Annotated in this window: 19 protein-coding genes; 5 read left to right on the forward strand and 14 right to left on the reverse strand. The window is 46.0% G+C overall.

All coding sequences use genetic code 11. From position 1 onward, the window contains the following. Nucleotides 1–994: 994 nt before the first annotated feature. The 3 genes from PUT07_RS03720 to PUT07_RS03730 form a co-directional block, all read right to left on the reverse strand. A complete protein-coding gene (locus PUT07_RS03720) occupies nt 995–3,052 on the reverse strand; it encodes an alpha-glucuronidase family glycosyl hydrolase (RefSeq protein WP_274466436.1) in 2,058 nt (685 codons plus the stop codon). 39 nt (nt 3,053–3,091) lie between these two features. After that, nucleotides 3,092–3,883, reverse strand: coding sequence for a Nif3-like dinuclear metal center hexameric protein (locus PUT07_RS03725; protein WP_379239632.1), 792 nt, complete (start codon nt 3,881–3,883; stop codon nt 3,092–3,094). A 65-nt stretch (nt 3,884–3,948) separates the two neighbouring features. Then, nucleotides 3,949–5,265, reverse strand: coding sequence for an ABC transporter substrate-binding protein (locus PUT07_RS03730; protein WP_274466437.1), 1,317 nt, complete (start codon nt 5,263–5,265; stop codon nt 3,949–3,951). Between the two features lie 262 nt (nt 5,266–5,527). On the opposite strand from PUT07_RS03730, the gene PUT07_RS03735 reads away from it, so the two are divergent. After that, nucleotides 5,528–5,767, forward strand: a complete 240-nt coding sequence (locus PUT07_RS03735; RefSeq protein WP_274467450.1) for an AbrB/MazE/SpoVT family DNA-binding domain-containing protein — start codon at nt 5,528–5,530, stop codon at nt 5,765–5,767. Between the two features lie 66 nt (nt 5,768–5,833). Here the strand turns inward: PUT07_RS03735 and PUT07_RS03740 are convergent, their stop codons facing one another. Continuing rightward, nucleotides 5,834–8,944, reverse strand: coding sequence for a beta-galactosidase (locus PUT07_RS03740; protein ID WP_274466438.1), 3,111 nt, complete (start codon nt 8,942–8,944; stop codon nt 5,834–5,836). Between the two features lie 223 nt (nt 8,945–9,167). On the opposite strand from PUT07_RS03740, the gene PUT07_RS03745 reads away from it, so the two are divergent. Beyond that, nucleotides 9,168–10,223 (forward strand): LacI family DNA-binding transcriptional regulator, encoded by a 1,056-nt coding sequence (locus tag PUT07_RS03745; RefSeq protein WP_274466439.1) that lies wholly within the window; start codon nt 9,168–9,170, stop codon nt 10,221–10,223. Between the two features lie 65 nt (nt 10,224–10,288). On the opposite strand, the gene PUT07_RS03750 is transcribed toward PUT07_RS03745, so the two are convergent. From PUT07_RS03750 to PUT07_RS03765, 4 genes are all read right to left on the reverse strand, one after another. Continuing rightward, entirely contained in the window at nt 10,289–10,555 is a 267-nt protein-coding gene (locus PUT07_RS03750; protein WP_274466440.1) for a hypothetical protein, read from the reverse strand. 127 nt (nt 10,556–10,682) lie between these two features. Next, on the reverse strand, nt 10,683–11,249 hold the full coding sequence (locus PUT07_RS03755) for a peroxiredoxin (protein ID WP_274466441.1): 567 nt from the start codon (nt 11,247–11,249) through the stop codon (nt 10,683–10,685). Between the two features lie 44 nt (nt 11,250–11,293). Beyond that, the gene (locus PUT07_RS03760; protein WP_274466442.1) at nt 11,294–11,533 is read right to left on the reverse strand and encodes a glutaredoxin family protein; all 240 of its coding nucleotides are present in this window, start codon (nt 11,531–11,533) and stop codon (nt 11,294–11,296) included. A gap of 29 nt (nt 11,534–11,562) precedes the next feature. After that, on the reverse strand, nt 11,563–12,486 hold the full coding sequence (locus tag PUT07_RS03765) for an NAD(P)/FAD-dependent oxidoreductase (protein WP_274466443.1): 924 nt from the start codon (nt 12,484–12,486) through the stop codon (nt 11,563–11,565). Nucleotides 12,487–12,827: 341 nt separating this feature from the next. Between PUT07_RS03765 and PUT07_RS03770 the strand changes: the two genes are divergently transcribed. After that, nucleotides 12,828–13,412, forward strand: a complete 585-nt coding sequence (locus PUT07_RS03770; protein WP_274466444.1) for a hypothetical protein — start codon at nt 12,828–12,830, stop codon at nt 13,410–13,412. Between the two features lie 976 nt (nt 13,413–14,388). Here the strand turns inward: PUT07_RS03770 and PUT07_RS03775 are convergent. Continuing rightward, entirely contained in the window at nt 14,389–15,210 is an 822-nt protein-coding gene (locus tag PUT07_RS03775; RefSeq protein WP_274466445.1) for a hypothetical protein, read from the reverse strand. After that, nucleotides 15,207–15,809, reverse strand: a complete 603-nt coding sequence (locus tag PUT07_RS03780) for a TetR/AcrR family transcriptional regulator (RefSeq protein ID WP_274466446.1) — start codon at nt 15,807–15,809, stop codon at nt 15,207–15,209. Before PUT07_RS03780 ends, PUT07_RS03775 begins: the two co-directional genes overlap by 4 nt. Nucleotides 15,810–15,961: 152 nt before the next feature. On the opposite strand from PUT07_RS03780, the gene PUT07_RS03785 reads away from it, so the two are divergent. Continuing rightward, entirely contained in the window at nt 15,962–16,162 is a 201-nt protein-coding gene (locus tag PUT07_RS03785; protein ID WP_274466447.1) for a ribbon-helix-helix protein, CopG family, read from the forward strand. Nucleotides 16,163–17,321: 1,159 nt separating this feature from the next. On the opposite strand, the gene PUT07_RS03790 is transcribed toward PUT07_RS03785, so the two are convergent. Next, the gene (locus tag PUT07_RS03790; protein WP_274466448.1) at nt 17,322–17,717 is read right to left on the reverse strand and encodes a hypothetical protein; all 396 of its coding nucleotides are present in this window, start codon (nt 17,715–17,717) and stop codon (nt 17,322–17,324) included. Between the two features lie 247 nt (nt 17,718–17,964). Here PUT07_RS03790 and PUT07_RS03795 point away from each other — a divergent pair, with 247 nt between their 5' ends. Next, complete coding sequence (locus PUT07_RS03795) at nt 17,965–18,234, forward strand: hypothetical protein (protein ID WP_274466449.1); 270 nt, start codon at nt 17,965–17,967, stop codon at nt 18,232–18,234. A 461-nt stretch (nt 18,235–18,695) separates the two neighbouring features. Here the strand turns inward: PUT07_RS03795 and PUT07_RS03800 are convergent, their stop codons facing one another. From PUT07_RS03800 to PUT07_RS03810, 3 genes are all read right to left on the reverse strand, one after another. After that, nucleotides 18,696–19,982, reverse strand: coding sequence for an IS110 family transposase (locus tag PUT07_RS03800; protein ID WP_274466450.1), 1,287 nt, complete (start codon nt 19,980–19,982; stop codon nt 18,696–18,698). A gap of 116 nt (nt 19,983–20,098) precedes the next feature. After that, a complete protein-coding gene (locus PUT07_RS03805) occupies nt 20,099–20,452 on the reverse strand; it encodes a hypothetical protein (RefSeq protein ID WP_274466451.1) in 354 nt (117 codons plus the stop codon). 387 nt (nt 20,453–20,839) lie between these two features. Then, entirely contained in the window at nt 20,840–21,370 is a 531-nt protein-coding gene (locus tag PUT07_RS03810) for a hypothetical protein (protein WP_274466452.1), read from the reverse strand. Nucleotides 21,371–21,383: the final 13 nt, after the last annotated feature.

Genomic DNA, 21,383 nt, shown 5'->3' on the forward strand with positions numbered 1-21,383 from the left:
CCATGTATAGGCTGGCTGGGGGAAGGGGCGGCCGGTGAGCTAAGGGGCATCAGAGGATGTTGCGGAAATGTACGACCAGAATCGGGATTTCAGGTAGCTCAGGGAGCCGAGGCGAGGGGCAAGGCGAGGGCGGACCTTGTCCCTCGCCTCGGCGCCCCCGTAACTGGAATTCCTCCTGTTAAATTGTCGAAATCCTCCTCACGCTGCAGTCACAACTGGAATTTCTCCTGCTAATTTCGCCAAAATTGCCACATTTGTTCAACTAGTGTTGATTTTAACTGGAGGTATTCCAGTTATTCGTTCTTTGAGGGAGTTGGATGGCGGAATAACGGGAGTTTTTCCATGTATCGGCTGGCTGGGGGCGGAGAGGCGAGTGAGCGAAGGGGCATCAGACGATGTTGCGGAAATGTACGACCAGAATCGGGTTTCAGGTAGCTCAGGGAGCCGAGGCGGGGGCAAGGCGAGGCAATCCTTGCGTTGTCCCTCGCCTCGGCTCCCCCGTAACTGGAATTTCTCCTGTTAAATTGTCGAAATCCTCCTCACGCTGCAGTCACAACTGGAATTTCTCCTGCTAATTTCGCCAAAAGTGCCACATTTGTTCAACTAGTGTTGATTTTAACTGGAGGTATTCCAGTTATTCGTTCTTTGAGGGAGTTGGATGGCGGAATAACGGGAGTTTTTCCATGTATCGGCTGGCTGGGGGTGGAGAGGCGAGTGAGCGAAGGGGCATCTCAGACGATGTTGGCATCCATGGCAACAAAACAACCCCATCGCTACTTTCAACGAAAGTAACAGCGGGGTTGTTTTACTGCCATAGCATAGGTTGTTTTATCGCAGTTTAGCATTGGTTGTTTTATTGCAACTTTTGGCTAAGTTGGTTTATCGCAATTTGCCTTTGCCTGTTTTGTTGCAATTTTCGTATAGGCTGTTATTTTCTCACAAAGGCGGTTTTACCGCAATTCGCTACCCTATAGGCATTTTAACTGCTGAACACCTAATAAATCTTTCTTCCCAAAGCATCGGCAATGCCGCTTTTACGGAAGAAATAGGTGTTAATCATGTCGCGCCACTCCCGAGCATGCGAAGCCTGCTCCGCAAGCCGGTCCGCGACCTGCTTGTGCAGCCCCTCGCCCATAAGGCCCTCGAGGCTCGCCCATCTCGCAACCAGCTGCTCCGCCTGCTGGACTCCCTCGAAATGAGTGTTATAAATATGCTGAATCACCGTTTGGCCGGAATGCAGCACATGCGTATATGGCACGTGATGGAAGAACAGCAGCAGCTCATCCGGGCAGCTTGCCACCGACTCGTACATGTCGGAGTTCGCCCCTTCGTACTGCGCGGCATACCCTGTACCGGTGGCCTTCGTCCGGTCGACACCGATGCCATGGCAATCCGCGAAGTGGTACGTGCCCCACTTCGAATATTCATAGCCATCCACGTTCGGTCCGTAGTGATGGTCCGGATTCACCATCCAGCCCACGCCGAGCGGCGACGTGTAGGCTTCATAGATGCTCCAGGAATCCATGAGCATACTCAGCACAACGCTGACGAGCTGCTCATTCTCGCCGAACGTCTGACGAATCCATTCCTCCGCAATCGCTTCTGCGGACAGCTCCGGATTCCACGCCAATCGGCCGTACCCGTACAAGTTCGCCTGCGCCAGCAGATGTCCCGTCCAATTCTCATCGTTCCCCATATTGGACACAGCGGCAAAGCCGCTGTACCGGTTGCCATGCAGAGAGCCGTCAACGATCCGTTTAATGCTGGACCCTTCGCCCTTCGCATACGTCTCGAAGTCCAGCACCTCTTTCCACTGCGGCACGAGGTAGCACAAGTGGCGCTGCTGGCCGGTATATTCCTGGGTGATCTGGAATTCGATCATTTGGTTCGTAGTTTCCATAGCTCCGATCAACGGAGACACCGGCTCGCGTACTTGGAAGTCCATCGGGCCGTTCTTCACCTGCAGAATGACATTGTCCAGGAATCGGCCGTCCAGCGGCTTGAAGTGATCATACGCCGCCCGCGCCCGGTCTGTCGCTCGGTCGCGCCAGTCCTGCTTGCAGTTGTATACGAAGCAGCGCCAAATAACAATGCCGCCGTACGGTGCCAACGCCTCTGCCAGCATGTTCGAGCCGTCCGCATGATCGCGGTCATACGTGAACGGCCCCGGCCGATTCTCCGAATCGGCCTTCACCAGGAAGCCGCCGAAGTCCGGAATGGCCGCATACACTTCCGCCGCTTTGCCCTTCCACCATTCGCGCACGGCAGGGTCCAACGGGTCGGCCGTCGATAAGCCGCCGATTTCGAGCGGACTCGCATAGTTAATGCTCAAAAACAGCTTGATGCCGTACGCGCGGAACACCTCGGCGACTTTGGCGACATCCGGCAGATACTCCCCGGTTAGAAACATCGTTTCCCATTTATGCACATTCACATTGTTGATGGAAATCGCATTAATCCCGGAGGAAGCCAGCAGCCTCGCATAATCACGAATCCGCGTCAAATCCGAAGTAATACGGTTATTCTCATAGAAAATCGACTTACCGGCGTAGCCCCGCTCGATACTCCCATCGATATTATCCCATTGATTGATCATCCGCAGTTGGTTAACCGGATTCTCGACTATGTCCAAGCCGGTCACCGGCTGCCCCGTACTGAACAGACGCAGCAAATGAAAAGCTCCGTACAAAACGCCGGAAGCCGCGGACGCTCCGATTACGATATGGCCGCCGTCCTCAACCGTCTTAATAGCAAAACCTTCAGGTCCGACAGCCAAACGGCGTTCTTCCCCGAATGCCGAATCGACAAGCTCATTTCCGCTGCCGAACGTGCCCAAGGCGATAGCCGGATGCCCCTCGGCGTTCGACGCCACGGCAATTTCCGTGCCCAATAGCTTTCCGATGCCGCGAGTTAATTCTTCTGCCGCCGTACGAATGACTTCATGCTGTTCCGTACAAACTATACGGCTGTACAGCGGGAATTGCCCCCCTGACAGGGGAGGATATTCAAGCCAGGCATTATAGCCGGTCTGATTCACATTGCGTTCACTCATAACATAATCGTCCTCTCCAAAGGTATGAAAATAATGCCGTTATAACGAATGAAAGACAGGTTGTTCTTCCAAATAATGAACAGGCAAATCCGGGAACCTGGCCGCCAGCCGATCAGCCAAATAGCGCATACCGGACGCTTCGCTTTCCGCATGCCCCAGCATAATCAGCGCCTTACGCCCCCCTTGCTGCACGGCATCCCGCACATATTCCGGCGTCTCCCACTCCGGCCCTTCACCCGCGAGAATGACATCGACCCCATCCTGATAGAGGGGAATGGCCATCCCGCCTCCGCCTCTGTAGCCCGCAAGCAGACCGACGCGCGTGCAGGTCATGTTCAAATCCCCGGCAACCCGGACGTAAGAGAGGTTCAGCTTGCTTTTGACATACTCGGCCAGCGCTTTCACCGTCATAGCAGGCACTGCAGCCAATGCTGCGGCCGGTCTGTTCTCCGTTATATGAGGCTGCCATTCCAACGCTTCAATTAAGCCCTCCATAATGCCATCCGGGCGATACCGGTGCCAATAATCGTGAAACCGGAAGACGGCAATGCCCGATTGTTCGATCAGCCTAACCTTCTCGAGATACACCGGGTCGTTCGCGAGGAACTGGGTCTGATCATGATGATGATAAAAAGGAGCTTCATGCGCAATCAGCAAATTCGCCCCTCTCGCAATGGCCTGCCGAATCACCTCATAAGTCGGCATGAAGGCGGTTGCGATCCCTTTCACTTCAGCAGAAGGGTCCCCGAATTTTAACGTATCTACCGTTACATCCAGCTTTCCGACCGGCTCAATCAAGTGGTCTACGATATCCTGAATTCGAATCGTCACAGCCATCCGCTCCTCCTTATAAAAGGCAAGAGCCGGAACAGGCATGTCCCGGACTCCATTGTGCCTTATTTCTCGTAAGCTTGCGCAGCTACCTTCAATTGTTCGAAGGCTTTCTCCGGCGTTGTTTTCCCGAAGCTGAGCTGATCGCGGATAAGCGGCCAGTCTTTATCGATGTAGTTCGTCCAGCCCTTCACGCCTGGATTCCACGTTTGGCCGTCTTTCTCCGTCGCGTGCAGGAGAGCCGAACCGATTTTGTCGACATCGCTCATGCTGGATTCCAAGGAGGCGGCAATCTCTTTGTTAACCGGCAAACCGCGTACCGTAGTCAAAAGTTTCGCAGCTTCCGGATCGTTCACGAACCAATCCACGAATTTCTTGGCTTCTTCGGCTTTCTTGGATGTCGCAGAAACGCCCAAGTACAACGAAGGCTTCAACCATCCGCCCGCTTCCACGCTGCGCGGCATTGTGACAAGCGCGTACGCGCCTTTTTTCAAGCTGTCCCAAGAACCATAGTTACTGGAGAAGCCCATGCGGAACAAAATTTTGCCGTTTACCATCAAGTCCATTTTCGGATCAAACTCTTTGTCCGAGGAGTTCACGTCAGCCGGAGGCACGATTCCCGCTTTGCGGAGCTCCTCGAAATTGCGCGTCCACTCCAGGAAAGAAGCTTGGTCGACATTGAATTTACCGTCTGCCGATACGACCATGCCTTTGCCTTTGGCATATTGGTAAGCCGAATAAGCGAAATAATCCCCTGCATAATCTTTTGTGAAGTATTGTCCTTCCGGCAGCTTCGTTTTCGCTTCTTTGGCAAGGGCGAAGAAGTCATCCCATGTCCAGCCGTTTTGCGGCGCCTTCAGACCAAGCTTGTCCATCGCCGCTTTGTCATAAATCATCCCGTAAGCAACGGAGCCTAGCGGCATGGCATATTGCTTCCCACCGGCCTGCCCCCCGGACAGCACTTTGGCATCGATCTTCTCCACATTGACACCTGTCAGCGGAGCCAATTGATTGCGGCCTGCCCAATCGGAAATCCAGCCCGGATCCAGCTGCATAATATCAGGCGCGTTATTCGCCGCCGCTTGTGTGGACAGCTTGTCCAAATAACCGTCAATACCGGAGTACTCGGGCTCGAACGTAACGTTCGGGTGCTTCTCCGTGTACAGCTTCAGTGCGGCAAGCGTCGCCTCGTGACGAACCGTTGCCCCCCACCACATAATGCGCAGCTTAACCGGCTCATTCGAAGCCGCTGCCGTTGCCGGTGCTGTTGAGTTATTCGGTGCTGCATTGCTATTTGTATTGCCGCCATTCGCACAGGCTACCAATGATCCTGCTAACGCGGTCGCTAATACGACGCCTAGAGAACGCTTCCATTTCATCATCGTGTGTAATCCCCCTATTTCGTCATTGATGTCTTGCTTACGTCTATAGTACCAATAGCGGGCAGCCGTTTATATAAGAGAGATGCACGATTTATTTTAAATTAATCCGAAAATAGTTGTCTTCATTATAGGAAACTCGATGGCCGTATGCAAAATTTATACAAATACATGCAAGTAAATAAAAGGAATTCCAGTCCAAATGTGGAATACTAGTATCTATCAAACAGATCGATTCCATTCATACGGTTATAGGAGGATGTAAATCATGAGATCAACAGGGATTGTTAGAAAAGTAGATGAGTTGGGACGTATTGTCCTGCCGATTGAATTGCGGCGAACACTTCACATCGATATCGGCGATGCCATCGAGGTTTATGTCGACCCGGAGCGCATTACCCTCAAAAAGTATATGCCCGCATGCGTTTTTTGCGGTAATTTCGAGAATATGACGTATTTCAAAGGTAAAATGGTCTGCAGCTCTTGCATCGATGAAATCGTGTAAATTCATAAAAGCCTCCGAACACGATGCCGGCTCCCGCCGGCGCTCAGGTTCAGAGGCTTTTCGCTATTATTTCACGTCGATATGAACTTGATGAGGCCTGTAAACGGCTGTCAAAGCGCCTTCGCTATCTGCCGCAAACATCACGGTCCGTTCCGCTTCCAGCTCGAATGTATAGATTCGGCCCGTGTCGGGATCCTTCACTTCAAGCTCCGTATCTGCGCTATACTCCGAGACGAAAATGTATAAGGCACCCTGGTGAAAGTTTAGCTTGCGCCCATAAATGCCCGGCAGCTCTCCGCCTTTCAGCCAGCTCAATTCCTCTTTCACGCCCGCTTCCGCAAGCGCATATTGATAGAGCGCTTCAAGCGATGCGCTTCGTTCATTCAATTCAACCGGCAGCGGACACCAGATGAGCTGCCCTTTGCCAAGCGCATAACGGGTTACTTCATTAGACCGGGTGCTTCCGCCGCCAACGGGGATTTCTTTGTTCACCTGGGCAATGCGCGCCCCGCCGAACGAAACCGGATGCAGCTTGCCGTCCAGCAGCATCATCTCTTCCCGCAGCACGTTGCTGAGTACCGTCTCCCCCACAATATCCGCTAAGCGCGTCACCGGCGTCCAGTATTCGTTAAGACCGAGAGGACCTGTGAACAACAGCGTTCCGCCATTCTCGCGCACATGCCCGGTCAGCTTCGCCAAGGCCTCGTCGCTAAAATTGTGAGCGCTTGGGACGATAATCAGCTTAGGATGATCTTGCTCCAACGCGTCCAAGTGATATTCCCCCATGCCGCGGAAAGGTACGTTGAGCGCATACGCAAGCGTACGCGTCAGCTTGGCTGTCGCCTCCCCGGCCAGCTTTCTCGTAGAGAAATCGTTGGCATACGGGAATACCGCTACGACCTCCTCCAGCTTCCGCCCCTTGAACAGATCGCGAATGCCGCCCATGAAAGCGCCGAAATCGTAAGAGACGTCGGCCTCCGGCTTCTCAGTGCCGTCCGCCCGCAGCGCTCCGATATGCGATTCATTAATATTGTTCATATAGAAATTAATATTCCATATCCATTGCACGGCGCCCGCTCCGCCCGTAGAGAACGCATATGCATATTTCCGCTCCAAAATGTTACGCAGCTCCAGCTCCGATCGCTTGGCGCGGCCGTCGGCCGTTTCGACGTACATGATGCCCGTTTCTTGAATGAGACTCGGCTTGTTGGGCGCTTTGCCGAAAATGCCGTCCCAGACGAGCTGATCCATCAGCCACCAGGTATGTACCGTCGTATAGTCCACCGCTTCCTCATAGAAGAACGGCGACGGGCGCTGAGCCCCCAACCCTTCATCCTGGCCGACGGTGGCCAGATGCGCCGGATTGATGCTGCGGATCGTCGAAATCAGCTCCCGCGCCCAGCGATTATGCATATCCATCGTGAAATACGTGTAATCGAGCCACGGCCCGCCCTTTTTCTCCAGCGTTTCCGTCGTTTTCATGTTCATTTCGGCAGCGTCCGGCAAGCGCGCGCTTCGGAAATCCGGCAGCTCGTCCGGCGTCATATTCCAGTGCTCCTGCAGCTTGCGGATATCGCCATGGCGGTTCTCCAGCCAGACAGCGAAAGCCTCCTGCTCGAACCGGTCATGCGCGGATTGCGGGCCGGCGAACGGCTTCTGCGGATTAAACATCGAAGGCTCATTGATCAAATCCCAATGGACATTCGTCGTTTCCTTATGCCGTGAGACGATCGAGGAAATAAACCGTTTCTGGGCTTCCACACTGCGCGGATCCAGGTAGGGATTCACCCCTTCCCACAGCTCAGGCGTGAAGGCGAAGAAGTTGAACGTGACTTCCATTCCATGCCTTTTGCATGTGAGAATGAAAGCGTCTATGGCACGCAGCACCTCTTCGTAAGGATGCCCGTCGATGAACATGACCTGCCGCCAAGCCGACCAGATCCCTGTCCGCAGCAAATTGATGCCCGCCTTGGCCATCTGCGCAATATCCCGGTCCCAGACGGCAACATTCGGCATGAACAGAAACTTCCTCGCGACATCGCTCGTCATGTAAGTCATGCCGACGATCGGAAGCGGACGCCCGTCCTTGATGAAATAATCGCGATCACAAGTAAGCGGCGTACCTTGGCGGAGCAATTCGCCATCGTTGCCCCAGAAGCCTTGCTGCAGCGCACGCGTTTCGCCCGTATTGGAAGCAGCCGTGCAGACAGCCGTGTAATAGCCTGGCTCCAGATCTGCCGGTACATTGAGCTTCCGGTAGGTCAATTCGCGAGAAGCGTCCATGGCAAAGCTTGTCGACCATAGCGGCTCCGAAGCCCCGTCCTTCTTCACGGTCACTGAGAATGTCCACGAGGTATTATCCGATATACGGTTTTCCCGGCGATTCGGCAGCGTTTGCAATTGCACCGTCAGCGCAGCGCGATCGCCAGGGTCGTAGCAAGCATAGTTCGGCTTGAACCATATTTCGGTTACGCCCCGCGCCGTGAAGGCAGCCAACTCCGTCAGCAGCTCCGCGCCGCCTTGCGACCAGAAGTGGCCGTTCGTCACGAGGTTGGCGAAAATCCAGCGGCCTCCCGCGAAATCCCCCTTCGTATTCTCCAGAAGCACGACCGGCGCCGCCACCTCACGGCCTTCCGGGGAGATGCCTTTCAACAGCGGCAGAAGGTGCGCATCCATCGGACCGCTGGAGCCGATCTGCCCCGGATGATCATCCGAGCGCGTAACGTGCAAGGCCATACCGACCGTCGGCTGGATGCTGAACAGCCCTTCCTTGCCCGCAAGTAGCGGCAGTTCCGGATGAGCGGCATAGCGCGCGATCGGAGCCGGATCGACGGTGAGCACCTCATGAATTTGCAAGAGCTGGTGATAAGCCGTCTGCTCCGTCTCCTCGATCCAGCCGGTGCCGCTCAAGTACACAGGCGTGCGGAACGGTGCGCTCCCGATATGGATCAGCCCTTTGCCCTCCTTCACATGCGCCATGAGCGCTCCCCATGCCGCTTTGGGGAAATAGCGGCCATGCAGATGCAGCAGCGTATCCGCTCCTTGCCGCAAAGCCGCTTCAAGCTCCTCCGCCCCAACGATGCGGCCGGCTTGCCGAAGTGCCTGCAAGCTGTCGCTGTCCGGCCGGGTTCCTTCATACGGAAATCCGGCATCGTAGAAAATAAGACACGTACTCATATTGGTCAACCTCCAAAACGATAATTTGTTTTTTGTTTGTTTTGTTAGCCTAACATATCATTTTCATCCCATACTTTACTGATTCGATGGTGATCCGTCAATTGATTTTTCCAAGAAGTAAGTTCACTTGCTCAAACATTGACAACTCCCCTCCTATCATCAACAATATAGCTTGTTAGTTTCGTTATGTAATCATCTAAAATTCCCATGGAGCTGGTACGCTTTGAGCAAAAAAGTATCGATGCAGCAAATCGCCGACCGCCTCGGCTTGTCCAAATATACCGTGTCCCAAGCGCTTTCCGGCAAATCCGGTGTCAGCGAAGAGAACCGGCTGCGAATTCAAGAGACCGCCAAAGCCATGGGCTACCTCATCCAAACGGCCCCGTCTCAGCCGGCCTCTCAATCGGATGCATATGCGCAGCAATCTCGCGAGCACGGTCATCCTCCTTACATCCTGGTTTGGATTCAAGCTATGTACCAACAGGATAATCCGTTCTGGGGGAAGGTTCTCGCCGGCATCGGCGCAGCCAGCAAGGAGCTGGGCTACGAGCATCTGATCATTCCCGTTCCGGCGCATCATCAAGAGCATTTGAAGATCCCTTCCTACGTGAATCCCGATCATTGCGCAGGTCATTTGCTGGCGGGAACGTTTCCCCCTAGCTCCGTCATCTCGCTCAAGCAAACAGGGATACCGCTCGTCTTAATCGATCATTCCGAACCGCTGGTGGATGTGGATTGCGTGCTGAATAACAATTTGGATTCCGGCAAAATGGCCTGCCAGCGCCTGTTATCCGCAGGCGCCAGACGGCTCCTGTTCATAGGCGACGATACATTCGCCGTAAGCTTCAAGGAGCGCTATTGGGGCTGCCGCCATGCGATGGAAGATTTCGCTGCATCGGGCGAGGATTGTTCCTTGAAGAAATGGAACGTCCCTTATCACCCTCAGCAAATCGTTCCCTTCCTCGAACGCAAAGCAGCTGCCCTAACCGCTGAGAACCTGCCGGACGGCATCATCTGTGCGAACGATCATTTGGCGCTGGAGCTTATGCACATCTTGAGGCGTACCGGTATCAACATCCCAGGTCAAGTGAAAGTTATCGGCATCGACAACATCGAAACTTCCGCATATGCGCACCCGCCGCTCAGCACCATTGAGCTGGCGAAGGAATCGCTCGGTATCCGGGCCGTGGAAACGCTGCTGTACAGGTTGAAGCATCCGGGGAGACAGACCGAGAAAATCATCCTCTCCTCGCGTCTCATTGCCCGCGAATCGGGTTAAAACAAATAAGGCGTACAGCCGCGCTCGGATAGAGCCGCTGTACGCCTTATTCCTGTATGAAGAGCTTACAATCGAGAGAGCAGGATGGAGATAAGAATGCCTGCGATGGAAATCCAAAATAAGTACGAGCGCAGCACCCGCTTCAGGCTCTTATCCTGACGGTCCATGACCGCTTTCTTCCGGGCGGAGCTGTCGCTCATCTCTCCCTCCATCTCGTCTGTCACTTGCGAGCGCCAATTCACAAATTGAAAGCCGATGCCGCTGACGACAACGGAAATCATAAGTAAAATCAAAGAACCCATAAATAACTTGTCCGATAAGGACTGCATCATCGATCTAACCTTTCTGCCTTCGCCTCATTTGCTTCTCTATTATACTGCAAATGCGGGCTTGAATACAGAATAAACCCCGGTCCGCGAGTGGCGCGCGAACCGGGGCTTGCTGCTTCTATCTTTGAACTTATAGCGTTTTGTCGCCTGGCTTCCAGTTCGCCGGGCAAAGACCGCCTGCTTGCAGAGCTTGCAGCACGCGCAGCGTTTCGTCGACGGAGCGGCCTACGTTCATATCGGTCACAACCTGGTAGCGCAGCACGCCGTCCGGATCGATGATGAACAAGCCGCGGTGAGCCGCGCCGGTTGCATCGTCCAGCACACCGTAAGCGCGGGCCGTTTCTTTGGAGAAGTCGCTGACGAGCGGGAACTTCACAGGACCGATGCCGTTCTGGTCGCGCGGCGTTTGTGTCCACGCTCTGTGCGTGTACACGCTGTCGACGGAAGCTCCGACGATTTCGCAATCCAAATCAAGGAACTCCTCATAGTGATCGCTGAACGCTGTAATTTCAGTCGGACATACGAACGTGAAATCGAATGGCCAGAAGAAGAGCACAAGCCATTTGCCTCTATAATCCTCGAGGGAAATTTTCTCTTCCAAGGTCTCCATGTTTTTCGTGGACAGCAGGGAAAAATCAGGGGCTGGCAGCCCTATTTTCGCAAATGATGGTACAGATTGAACGGTTGATTGTGTCATGATGGTCTCCTCCTGATGTATGTTTGGTTGGTCAACGTGTTAAATTAAGCTGTAACTTCGGCCAAAGCTTTCTTCAGCTTCGTGACGTTCAGTCCCAGAATTTTGTGTTCGCCAATCACCGTTACCGGCAAAGACATGAGGCCCATGTCGTGCAGCTCTTGGCCGTACTGATCGTTCAAGTCGATGTTTCTTTCTTCATACGCCACTTGCTGATCGGTTAAGTATTTTTTCAACTGCTGGCAATAAGGGCAATTCGTGCTGGAATAAACGATAACATTAGACATCGATCATCTCTCCTTAGAATAGGTTGAAATTATTTGTATTGAGGGATCATTTGAGCCCTTTTATTAATAAATTTGTCGACGGCCATTGCCGCGATCGCTCCATCGGCTGCAGCAACGACGGCTTGTTTCACAGGGGTGCGTCTTACTTCTCCGGCTCCGAATACGCCAGGAACCGATGATTGCATGGAAGCATCCAGAATCATAAAGCCATCCTCATCAAGCGGCACTTGATCCTGCAGGAAGTCCGTGCCCGGTTTACTGCCAGACAAGAAAACGAAAAGGCCATCGACCTTAAGCACTTCCTCGCTGCCGGCGCCTGTCCGAATTCGCAGTCCCTCCACCTGATTGTCGCCCAGCACTTCAAGCGGCTTGGCTTTGTAAAACATTTCCGTTCCCGGCAGCTCCGGCATATGGTGAACACCTTGCAGCTCCGGACGCGGCACGACGAAATATATTTTATCCGTGAATTTGCTAAGGGCTTGCGCCTCTTCCAACGCTTCTTCCGAATCGCCGATAACGGCTACCGTCTTGCCTTCGAAGAAGGCTCCGTCACACGTTGCGCATGTACTTACCCCGCGTCCGAGCAAATTTTCTTCGCCTGGCAGCATCCGGTTCCGTCCTTTGGAGCCTGTTGCAACGATGACCGATTTGCCTTCATAAATCCCGTCAGCGGTGAAAATGACCTTCGTTTCATCCTCCACATCGACAGCTGTTATCGTCGTCTGAATAAACTCCGCCCCGAAGCCTTTCGCCTGCTCACGCATCGTATCGAGCAAATCCTTACCCGACATCTCGCCCGGTACACCCGGATAGTTAGCAATTTTGTGTGTGATAGCGAGCGCCCCATTGTTCGGCGATTTGTCGATCACAAGTGTTTTCAAGTTTCCTCTTGCTGTATAAATGGCTGCGGAAGCACCTGCTGGTCCGGCTCCAATAATAATGACATCGTACATAGGCTGCACCCTTTCATCCATATCAACTGCTTGTCCACTGATAATCCATATCAGTTAATAATGATTATAAATAAGGGGTGGGCTGAAGTCAATACTTTTTTATAATTATTATAAATAAGGAGAGGGAGGAAGAGTACAACGACATGAAAATATCCTCATTAGCGACAAGAAAATCCCGACATCGTAAAAAAAGGATACTATTCACGACAAGAAAATGCCGATAATCAAGAAAATCGGATTATTACGACATGAAAATCACAATAATAGAGAAAACGCATGTATAAAAAAGGCTCTCGGCTGGAAATAAATATATCCAGAACTCATTTTAGGGGGCTAATTATATGGGGAGAAACATTATCTGGCGCAATGAATGGAAAAGACCCTACGAATCAATTTGGTCATTAATTGAGAACATAAAAATTTCCAATTGGATCAATGGTAGTGAACTGTCGCAATACATTAATAATAATACAACTAGTAGAATGCGTAGTCTAAGAAATGTAAATAAGCTGTCTGACGATGCACTTAATAAGCTAAAAGAACTCACAGATATCGATTTCTTCGAGATTAAAACAACTATGTTAAAACTCTCCAAACTTGAAAGATACAATCCGCTGCATTACTTTCATACACACTTATGCTACTGTGAAAAATGCATCCAGTACAACTACCATAGTTACTTACATCAATATAAGCAAATAGATGTTTGTCCTTTTCATTTAACCGAGCTTCAAACTAAATGTGATTTTTGCGGTAAAGACATTTATTTCTTCAATATTGCGAAAGATATCCCTTTCACCTGTAAATGCGGTAATCAACTATATCAAACATTTGATGAATCAGTATGGAAAAATTGGTCTAAATTTAAACCAATACTTGAGATATCAATCATGCATGATAATTACAATCTTGCAGAAGGCTTGTAGCAACGATTGATATTTATTATTTGAATATAATACAGTCAATAGACATCCAAGAGGTATGTTGGTGCGTCCTATAGTCGGTGCATAATAAAAATAAATCAAAAAAAGAAGAAGAGCCTAAGGCAATTCTTCTACATGTATAGTTTTATTATCTCTCAGTAAAAGCAATCTCCTGTTTCCCAACACCGTTACAAATAGTCATGGAGCGTAAATGATTCAGTGAAGTACAAAATTAACTTTAAAATTAAATTCGGGATGATATTATGCATAAGGAAATTACCTGGAGAAATGACTGGATATCAGAATATGAATCACCATTAAGCGTCTATGATAAATTTTGTTATGCCAATGTAATATCACATAGTGAATTTTTCAAAAATTTTAGTTGCCCACATAATAATAGCATCTCCTTTTTACTAATAAGAGGACTAGATCATAATAAAATTGAAAACATGATTTCATATCCATTGCAGTCTCAATTTCATAATGTAAAAAATAATTTATCTGAGGATTTTATAAGTTATGCCAATCATGCAGATGATTTTTATAATAAAAATCTTTACTACTGCAATTCTTGTTCTTTAACTGGTTACCACAGTTTATTTTTTCAATTCAAGTTTATTAATGAATGTCCCTTTCATCAGGAATCACTGAAAAACAATTGTAGAGTGTGTGATCAACCTTTAACTTACGCATTTTATAAGAGTCCCTTAATTTCACAGTGCTGTACCAATTGTAATGAACCTATTTTGTTGCACCAACCTTCGTTTCCAAACTATAAATCTTATACTAAGAACGATATTAGATCAAAAGATCTACTCGACCTTCTTAATATGTACGGCGAACATAAACAAATTCTGAAGGGTACTGTATTTCAAAACATTAAAAATATATCTATGAAGCAAGACTTGAACTTCGTGCTCTATTGTATTAATGAGAGATTCAACGATCGTCATAATAACGTAAACGATCAGACTCCCTAATTTCGTCTCCTACTTAATTCCGATAACTTATTTAATCTTTGATTGAACCAGTACTTGCAGCGTTCTTCTTTATCTAAATCCATTAGAACAAACTGTTGTTCGACATTAACAACTCTTCGAAATCGCTTTATTTCAGTCATATTCAAAAATCCTTGTGCAGCATATTCCTCTAATTTCTCAAATCTAACTTTCGTTGATTGTATGAGAACATCTTTCCCTAATAACTCTAAGACATCCTTCGGACAATACAGATTTTTACTTTTCAACGTGACAGTGCCAAACATTGATTTTATCTTAAAATTATCCTCTTGCTTGAGTAACCCCCTCAAACTATTTAATAGAGACTCCCATTCTTTTTCCAGAATTTCTTTTAAGACCATTTTTTCCTTCCATAGAAGCACCTTCTCATTAACGCTCAATTCGTTAAGTGACAAATTATATTCTTGTGCTCTGTTAAAACCTAAATTTATTAATTTTGTAGGAATAAAATAAACCCTATCTTCTCGGTCTGCTTTGTTAGCTCTGAGTAAACATTGCTTCTCTTCATCCGTTAAACATACTCCCTTTACATTAGATAACAGAGGTAAGATTCCCAAATCAAATAAATATTCATTTAATATCGAATGATTGTACTCATATCGATTTATACTTCGAAACTTCCCGACAATCCCGTATTCCTTCCATACTTCTCGGGTAACTCCTTTAAAACATAGATCTTCTCTAATAAAATCCTTTATTAACTTAATTTCTTCTGAAATACGTTTAAGCCTACTATATTCCCCAGTTTCTAAAAACTTATCGAAATTTGATAGACTCATAAAATCCCTCTTGCAGTCAATGAATTATCAGTTGATTTATAATCTAATGCCTTTAATACAAGGCTTGTTGTTTCACTAGTAATAATGTCGCTACTAATGATTTTAGTGTTAGTTTGGAACTCTTGCTTGTACATAAAAGTTGAACTAATAACGAACGCTAATGTTAGTTCTAAGGAGCCGAATTGAAAGCATCCCCTAGTTTTTCCTGAGTCCAGCACATCTCTAAATTCTTTCCAAATTGATGAAATGTAAAAGTCAACTAAATCACCACGATTTGAAGGAAACATTATTTCTGACTGAAGGATTGATAGAATTTCAGGATCCTTTTCTCGTAAATGAACAACATCATTAATAATTTGCTTCATCCATACGACCGGGTCATCATGAAGCTCCTTTTTCCAGATAATTTTGTTTAGAGGTAGAAATGTTTGTAATACCGCGGACATCAAACCATCTTTTCCTTTAAATTGATAAACGACAAGTTTGTTACGTATTCCGGCTTCATGAATAATTTCTATAAGGTTGGTTTTCTCAAAGCCTTTCCTTGCAAAAACACTCTTTGCTGCCTCAAGTAATTGCATTTTCGTACTATTATTCATAACCTTATTCAACTCCTATACTTAATAAACCTTAATTCACTTACTGCTTACCAGTCTAACCACGAATTTAATTTGTAATCATATATGAATACAAATTGTGTTATATTTTTATGTGCTTTATTACTTCTATACTATTTTATAGAGGTGATTTAATGAGTGACGATGATTTTATTATTACTCCAAAAGAAGATAAATCTGTTACTATCACCATAAGAGTAGATAGAGCATTACAGGAGCAGTTCGACCACCTTTCGAAAATAAGCAATCGATCTAGAAACGAATTAATAAACTTAGCACTTGAATATGCTATGAAAAACGCAAAATTCATTAAAGGGACAAGCGAAAAAAGATGACAACACCTACCATGGTTGTTGTCATCTTTTTTTGATTACTATTTGTGTTCAAAAATGAATCTTCCTTGAATATATTGGCAATACATACTAGTATAGCCCTGTATCTCTAAGGAGGGATTTCTACGTATTTTCCAAACAATATCGACTCATTAGCAATTGTAACAGTTGAAGGAATCATTTTTAAAGAAAAAAGATACACTTGCACTCTGGCTATATCCGAGCAATGGTTTTCACTAAATAGCCCTTATTATATGGTGAAAATTCCGGTTATTTACTCAGAAGAGCAGCATGCGCTATGCATCATTTTAGATACTGGAGAGCTGATAAAGACACAAGTTCTTTCAGACACAAAGAAATTACCCCAACTAGATTTAGATGAGTATTATCGAAAATTAAATCAATTAAAGTTGGAACATAATAATCGAAAACATATTTTAATTAAAAGAAGGAAGTGACACAATTGGGCACTCTTACATGGAATGCGTCTTGGGTTAATCCTTTTGAATCCGGATGGTCAATTCTTGAGAAAATTAAATACGCAAACGTCATTAATACTCGAGATTTGCTACACGAATTTGAATTTGATCTCGAAAATCTCATTCATGTAATTGGATTCGACTTCTTGGAACAGTCAAAACAAAACTTGACCAGACTTACTGGAATGTTTTCAAAAATAACTTACATTAACTATCTAATAAGATCCGACCTTACTTATTGCGAGGAATGTTTGAGTATGGGACACCACAGCCTTTTTCACCAATTCAGTTTATTGCATCAATGTCCATTCCATTTATGTGATTTAAGGAACGCTTGTAGCAAGTGTGGTCGAAAAATCACCTTTAATTTTGTTAATTTTCAAACTTTCGAGGGCTTTACATGTAAATGTTCTGAATTAATCACTGATTTGAATTTCAAATCATTATCAGAATGGCAACTCCACGTACCAATAAAAGATGAGTTATTGATAAAGTGGCTAGAAATTGACATCACAACAGCATCATACTTGTTTAAAAATGACTTTTTTTATTTTCCACAACTAATAAAAGAACCAGGAGCAATGGAGTTCATACTGCAATATTACGATTTCAAACGGACTCCCTTAGTTAACAGTTAAGAACTGACCTCTCGACATCCCCCTGACTGACAACAAAAGAGCATATCACGCGGCGATCTGCTCTTTTGTTGTTATGCTATCGTGTCCCGTTAGTTCAAACCACTCTTCCTCGTGGGACGAGTTAATGCCATAATATAAGTAAGTAAATTTCATTCTCTTAAGCCATTCACTCACCAAATAACCGGACATAGCAATTTTTTCTACATGAGACTCTAGTTGTGGGTATGAACTAATCTCTGAATTCGATAATAACGGAAACTCCATAGCTGTTCCACTTGCAAGAGGTGCGTAAAATTCAACCCAAACTATATTGGTCCAACGATCAGTTTTGTATCTCATGTCACCTTCAATATTGTTATAATTCCATCGGAAACTTGCAAACACATTTAGCAAAACAATAATAGTAGTAAGCGTAAACAACATTACCTTTCTTTTGTCCAATATTCTCCTCCTACCTCACTCAGGTCAGTCTTGGTCAGTCTTCCTGGTATTTAACTATCGTTACCCGTTAACGTAATGATAAGTTCTAATTTGTTGCTTATTAGAGGTATTTATAAGATAATTTATTTGTAATTCACAGAGCTTTTCTAAGGAGAGGATTTCATGCAAAATCCTAATACGTTCTTCCGTTAGTTGCGATGGTGTCATGGTGCAAACCATAATCTAGCCCCACGCAACGGGGAAGAAAATGTTTGATAACGAAGAAATCAAGGCTTGGGAATGCGAAATTGCAAGTAGAAAAATTTTTATCAAGAAAAAAAGCTATAAGGACCCTAGAGTTCAGAAACTAAAAGAAGTTCGAAAAGGTATCAAGGCCGTTCACTACGATAAAGAAATAAAATCCTGTCGTAAAGATCACTACAGGATTTACAGAAACAAAATAACTCAATTAGTACGTTCAGAGAAATTCGATATGATTGTCGGCTATAAGAGAACAAGCGGATGGCTAACATGGTAACATTTATGTAACAACGAACCCGGCGTGAATGCCGGGTTTTCTTTTGATTTATTTGAAGTTAATTGAGCTATCGTTCCCCGTCCCTCGGTTTTAAGGGTTTATCTCACATATACTCACTCGTTCGCAGAATTCCATTACCTTAAATCAAGTGAATTTTAGGATAGAGAACAGGTAGACCGGTTGAGGGGGCGGGCAAGGCATGCGGAAACAGAGGACTATTAGGAAATATTCCCCAATTAGTTTCTTCTGCACACATACTCCACAAATCCCTTGGCGTTCACCCTCCCATAACTCAACGGGTCATTGCCCTTACAATCCTTCGTTATACTTGTCCAAGGTGTGGAGACCGATCGCGTTTAGCGGATGGGTCTTAGCCCTTAAGAGGAACGAACTCGGTTCTCCGTGCTTTCTTTGTATGAAATTCCGTGAACGAGTCAATATACGTGATATATCTTCAGAACTTAAGCTGCTTCAGTCCAGTTCAAAATAGTTTTTTCTGGTATGAACTTTTCTCCCCGTTGAACAATACCAACTAAGATTCTCGCTAGTTTCCCAATTAACTTAAAGATGGACTGCTGTTTTTTCATCTTCTTTTCCTGCAAATTTTGTTCATGCAGATGGCGAAAAACGGGATTATTCCAAACAAGTTGAACCGTCGCAAGATAGAGATATTTTCGCAAGGCGGAATCTCCCCGTTTTGAAAGAACAATTTGTCCCTTGCGCTTTCCGGACGTGCTTTGGGCCAAATTAAGACCTGCCTTCCGTAAAACCTGGCGTCCGTGTGCATATTGCCTTAAATCCCCTGTACCAGCTAATATTGACGCGGTGAAGATCTTCCCGAGTCCTTTTATACTGCGAAGTTGCTGCGCCATTGGAATCTCCGAAAGCAGAACTTCGATATCCTTCTCGATCTGTTCTAGCATGGAGGTCACACGCTCATGTTCTTCAATGAGTCGTTTTAAATCTGCTCTTGCTTCTTCAACAGCAACTCGTTCTCCAACACTTCGCTTAGCTTGTGCGATCAGTTGCGAGGCCTTCTCTATCCCCGTAGTCCCTCCAGCACGCTGCATATGGACACGCCAAGCGCTAATGATATCTGTTACCGTATACTTCTCAAGATCTTGTGGACAAGGGAAGGTCTTGAGAGTCGCCAATGAGCGCTTACAAGTCCAATCTTTAAATACAGACGTATACTCCGGGAAACGAATGTCTAACCAGCGAATGATTCGATTCTGCAGCCGCACACTATTCGTCACCCAAAATTCTCGGTCACTCATCATGGTCCGCAAGCGTTGGAACACAAGTGACTGACGGGTGTACTCATAATAGAAGCCTCGGCTTACAGAATCTGCGATGGTAAGCGCATCTTTTGGGTCATTCTTTGACGGGCTATTATCCCGGTTTTCTTTATTTCTCTTCGTGGTGGCCGGATTAACCATAACCACATGCACACCTTTATCTACTAACCAGTTGGCTAGATTAAACCAGTAATGCCCGGTCGGTTCCATGCCAATAATGAGCTTTTTCAACTGATGTTTCTGCAGTAATTCACTCATCCAACGGCTCAGTTTTTCAAACCCTTCAATACTATTGGAAAACGAAAGATGACGTTTCGAAACCACTATTCCGCGGAAGTTTGTAGCTTGTGCGACATGTATTTCTTTCGCCATATCGATTCCTACAACAAGATGCGAGGTGGTAATTTGTTCGACCCGTTGATTTTGTGTATCTATTTGCTTAAACTTCATAGTAAGAGCGCCTCCCTGATGTGTTGTCGACAAACCCATCATACCGAGGCGCTCCTTTTTTTACAAAGCTCATTTCTTAAGCTCTACAGGATTGTTTAGTTCAGCGATAATCCTAGTTATTCATTAAAAGGATGTTCAAAAAGATCTAGCTCGTTTTCTTTTACTTTAGAAAATGATGCTACAATGAGATATCGAATGCCTTTTGAAACAATTATAGTTACCTTTTGATCAGTTATATGTTCACCTAATTTGTTATTTACATAATTGATTTCTTCATTAGTTGCATCATCGAGCACAATTTCATCCAGAACTCTTGGTAACTCGATATATCTAATATCAAAAAACAAAATATCTATATTTTTTTGGTTTTCCTTATTTTTGGGACTACGAATAAGAAGTTCTCCGTGACTTACCCTGTAAAACCAAAATTGAAATTTCTTGTTTTTAAACCCCTGTGGTAGACTAAGCATTGTATCATCCCCCTAGAGCATATTACATTTTATTATAACAGATATTGGAAGTATCCTGCCCGTTAGGTGAACGAAAAGCTACCGTACATTGTCGGCAGCCTTGTTCTTGTTGAATGTTCAACTATCGTTCTCCCGTTAGTTTAATCATTTGGAAAATACTCGCCCTGGCCTTCCGTCGGGAATGAGATAAAGTTCTTGTCATTAACTCGTGACAAGAACTTGATCCCATAAATTAAAAAGACCGTCTAGGAGGAAAATAATGGGGCTATGCTGTTCATAACGCCTGGCCCTCAAGTAGGCCGCTTGCATAACCGTTGTTCCCCTTCTCTTGCAGGCTTACAAAGTCTATCTTAAAAGAATACAACCCATTCAATGCAGGTTGTATTTTTATGACTGTTTAATTTCAGATAATGATTCATTTAAAATATCTACTTTATATTTTATTTCTATCTTTTTATTAGTAATATCTCCTAAGTACACATCCCAAACATGATTGTTTTGGATAGCATTTTTAACATAAAAATACTTATCATTTGGGGTTTGTTCTAAAACCATCTCAATGGCTTTTTTCTTCTCAACCGAATCTTTGCTTTCACCTTGAAGAACTATTTTTGTAGGGTAAATTCTTGCAGGAAAACTATCTTCAGTTTTTCCATCATAATAAATGGATATAGTTTGACCAACTACTAGTTCGGTAGATTTAACTTTTTTATTTGATTCATTCGTTAATCGGTTTACTTTAGATAGGTCGAAATAAAAAGCGGTGACGTTGGAGTCAATATTACTAGAAACAATAAGTTGGTCATCATGTATTTTTATTATCATTCCATCTAATCGTTCTTTCTCAGAGCATCCGTTGCAAATGATTGTTGTGTAAAGAAGAATAAATAATAAACCCAATTTTTTAATTTGAATCACCTTCCTAGAGAAT

This window comes from Paenibacillus sp. MAHUQ-63 (genome assembly GCF_028765165.1).
Lineage (GTDB): Bacteria > Bacillota > Bacilli > Paenibacillales > NBRC-103111 > Paenibacillus_E.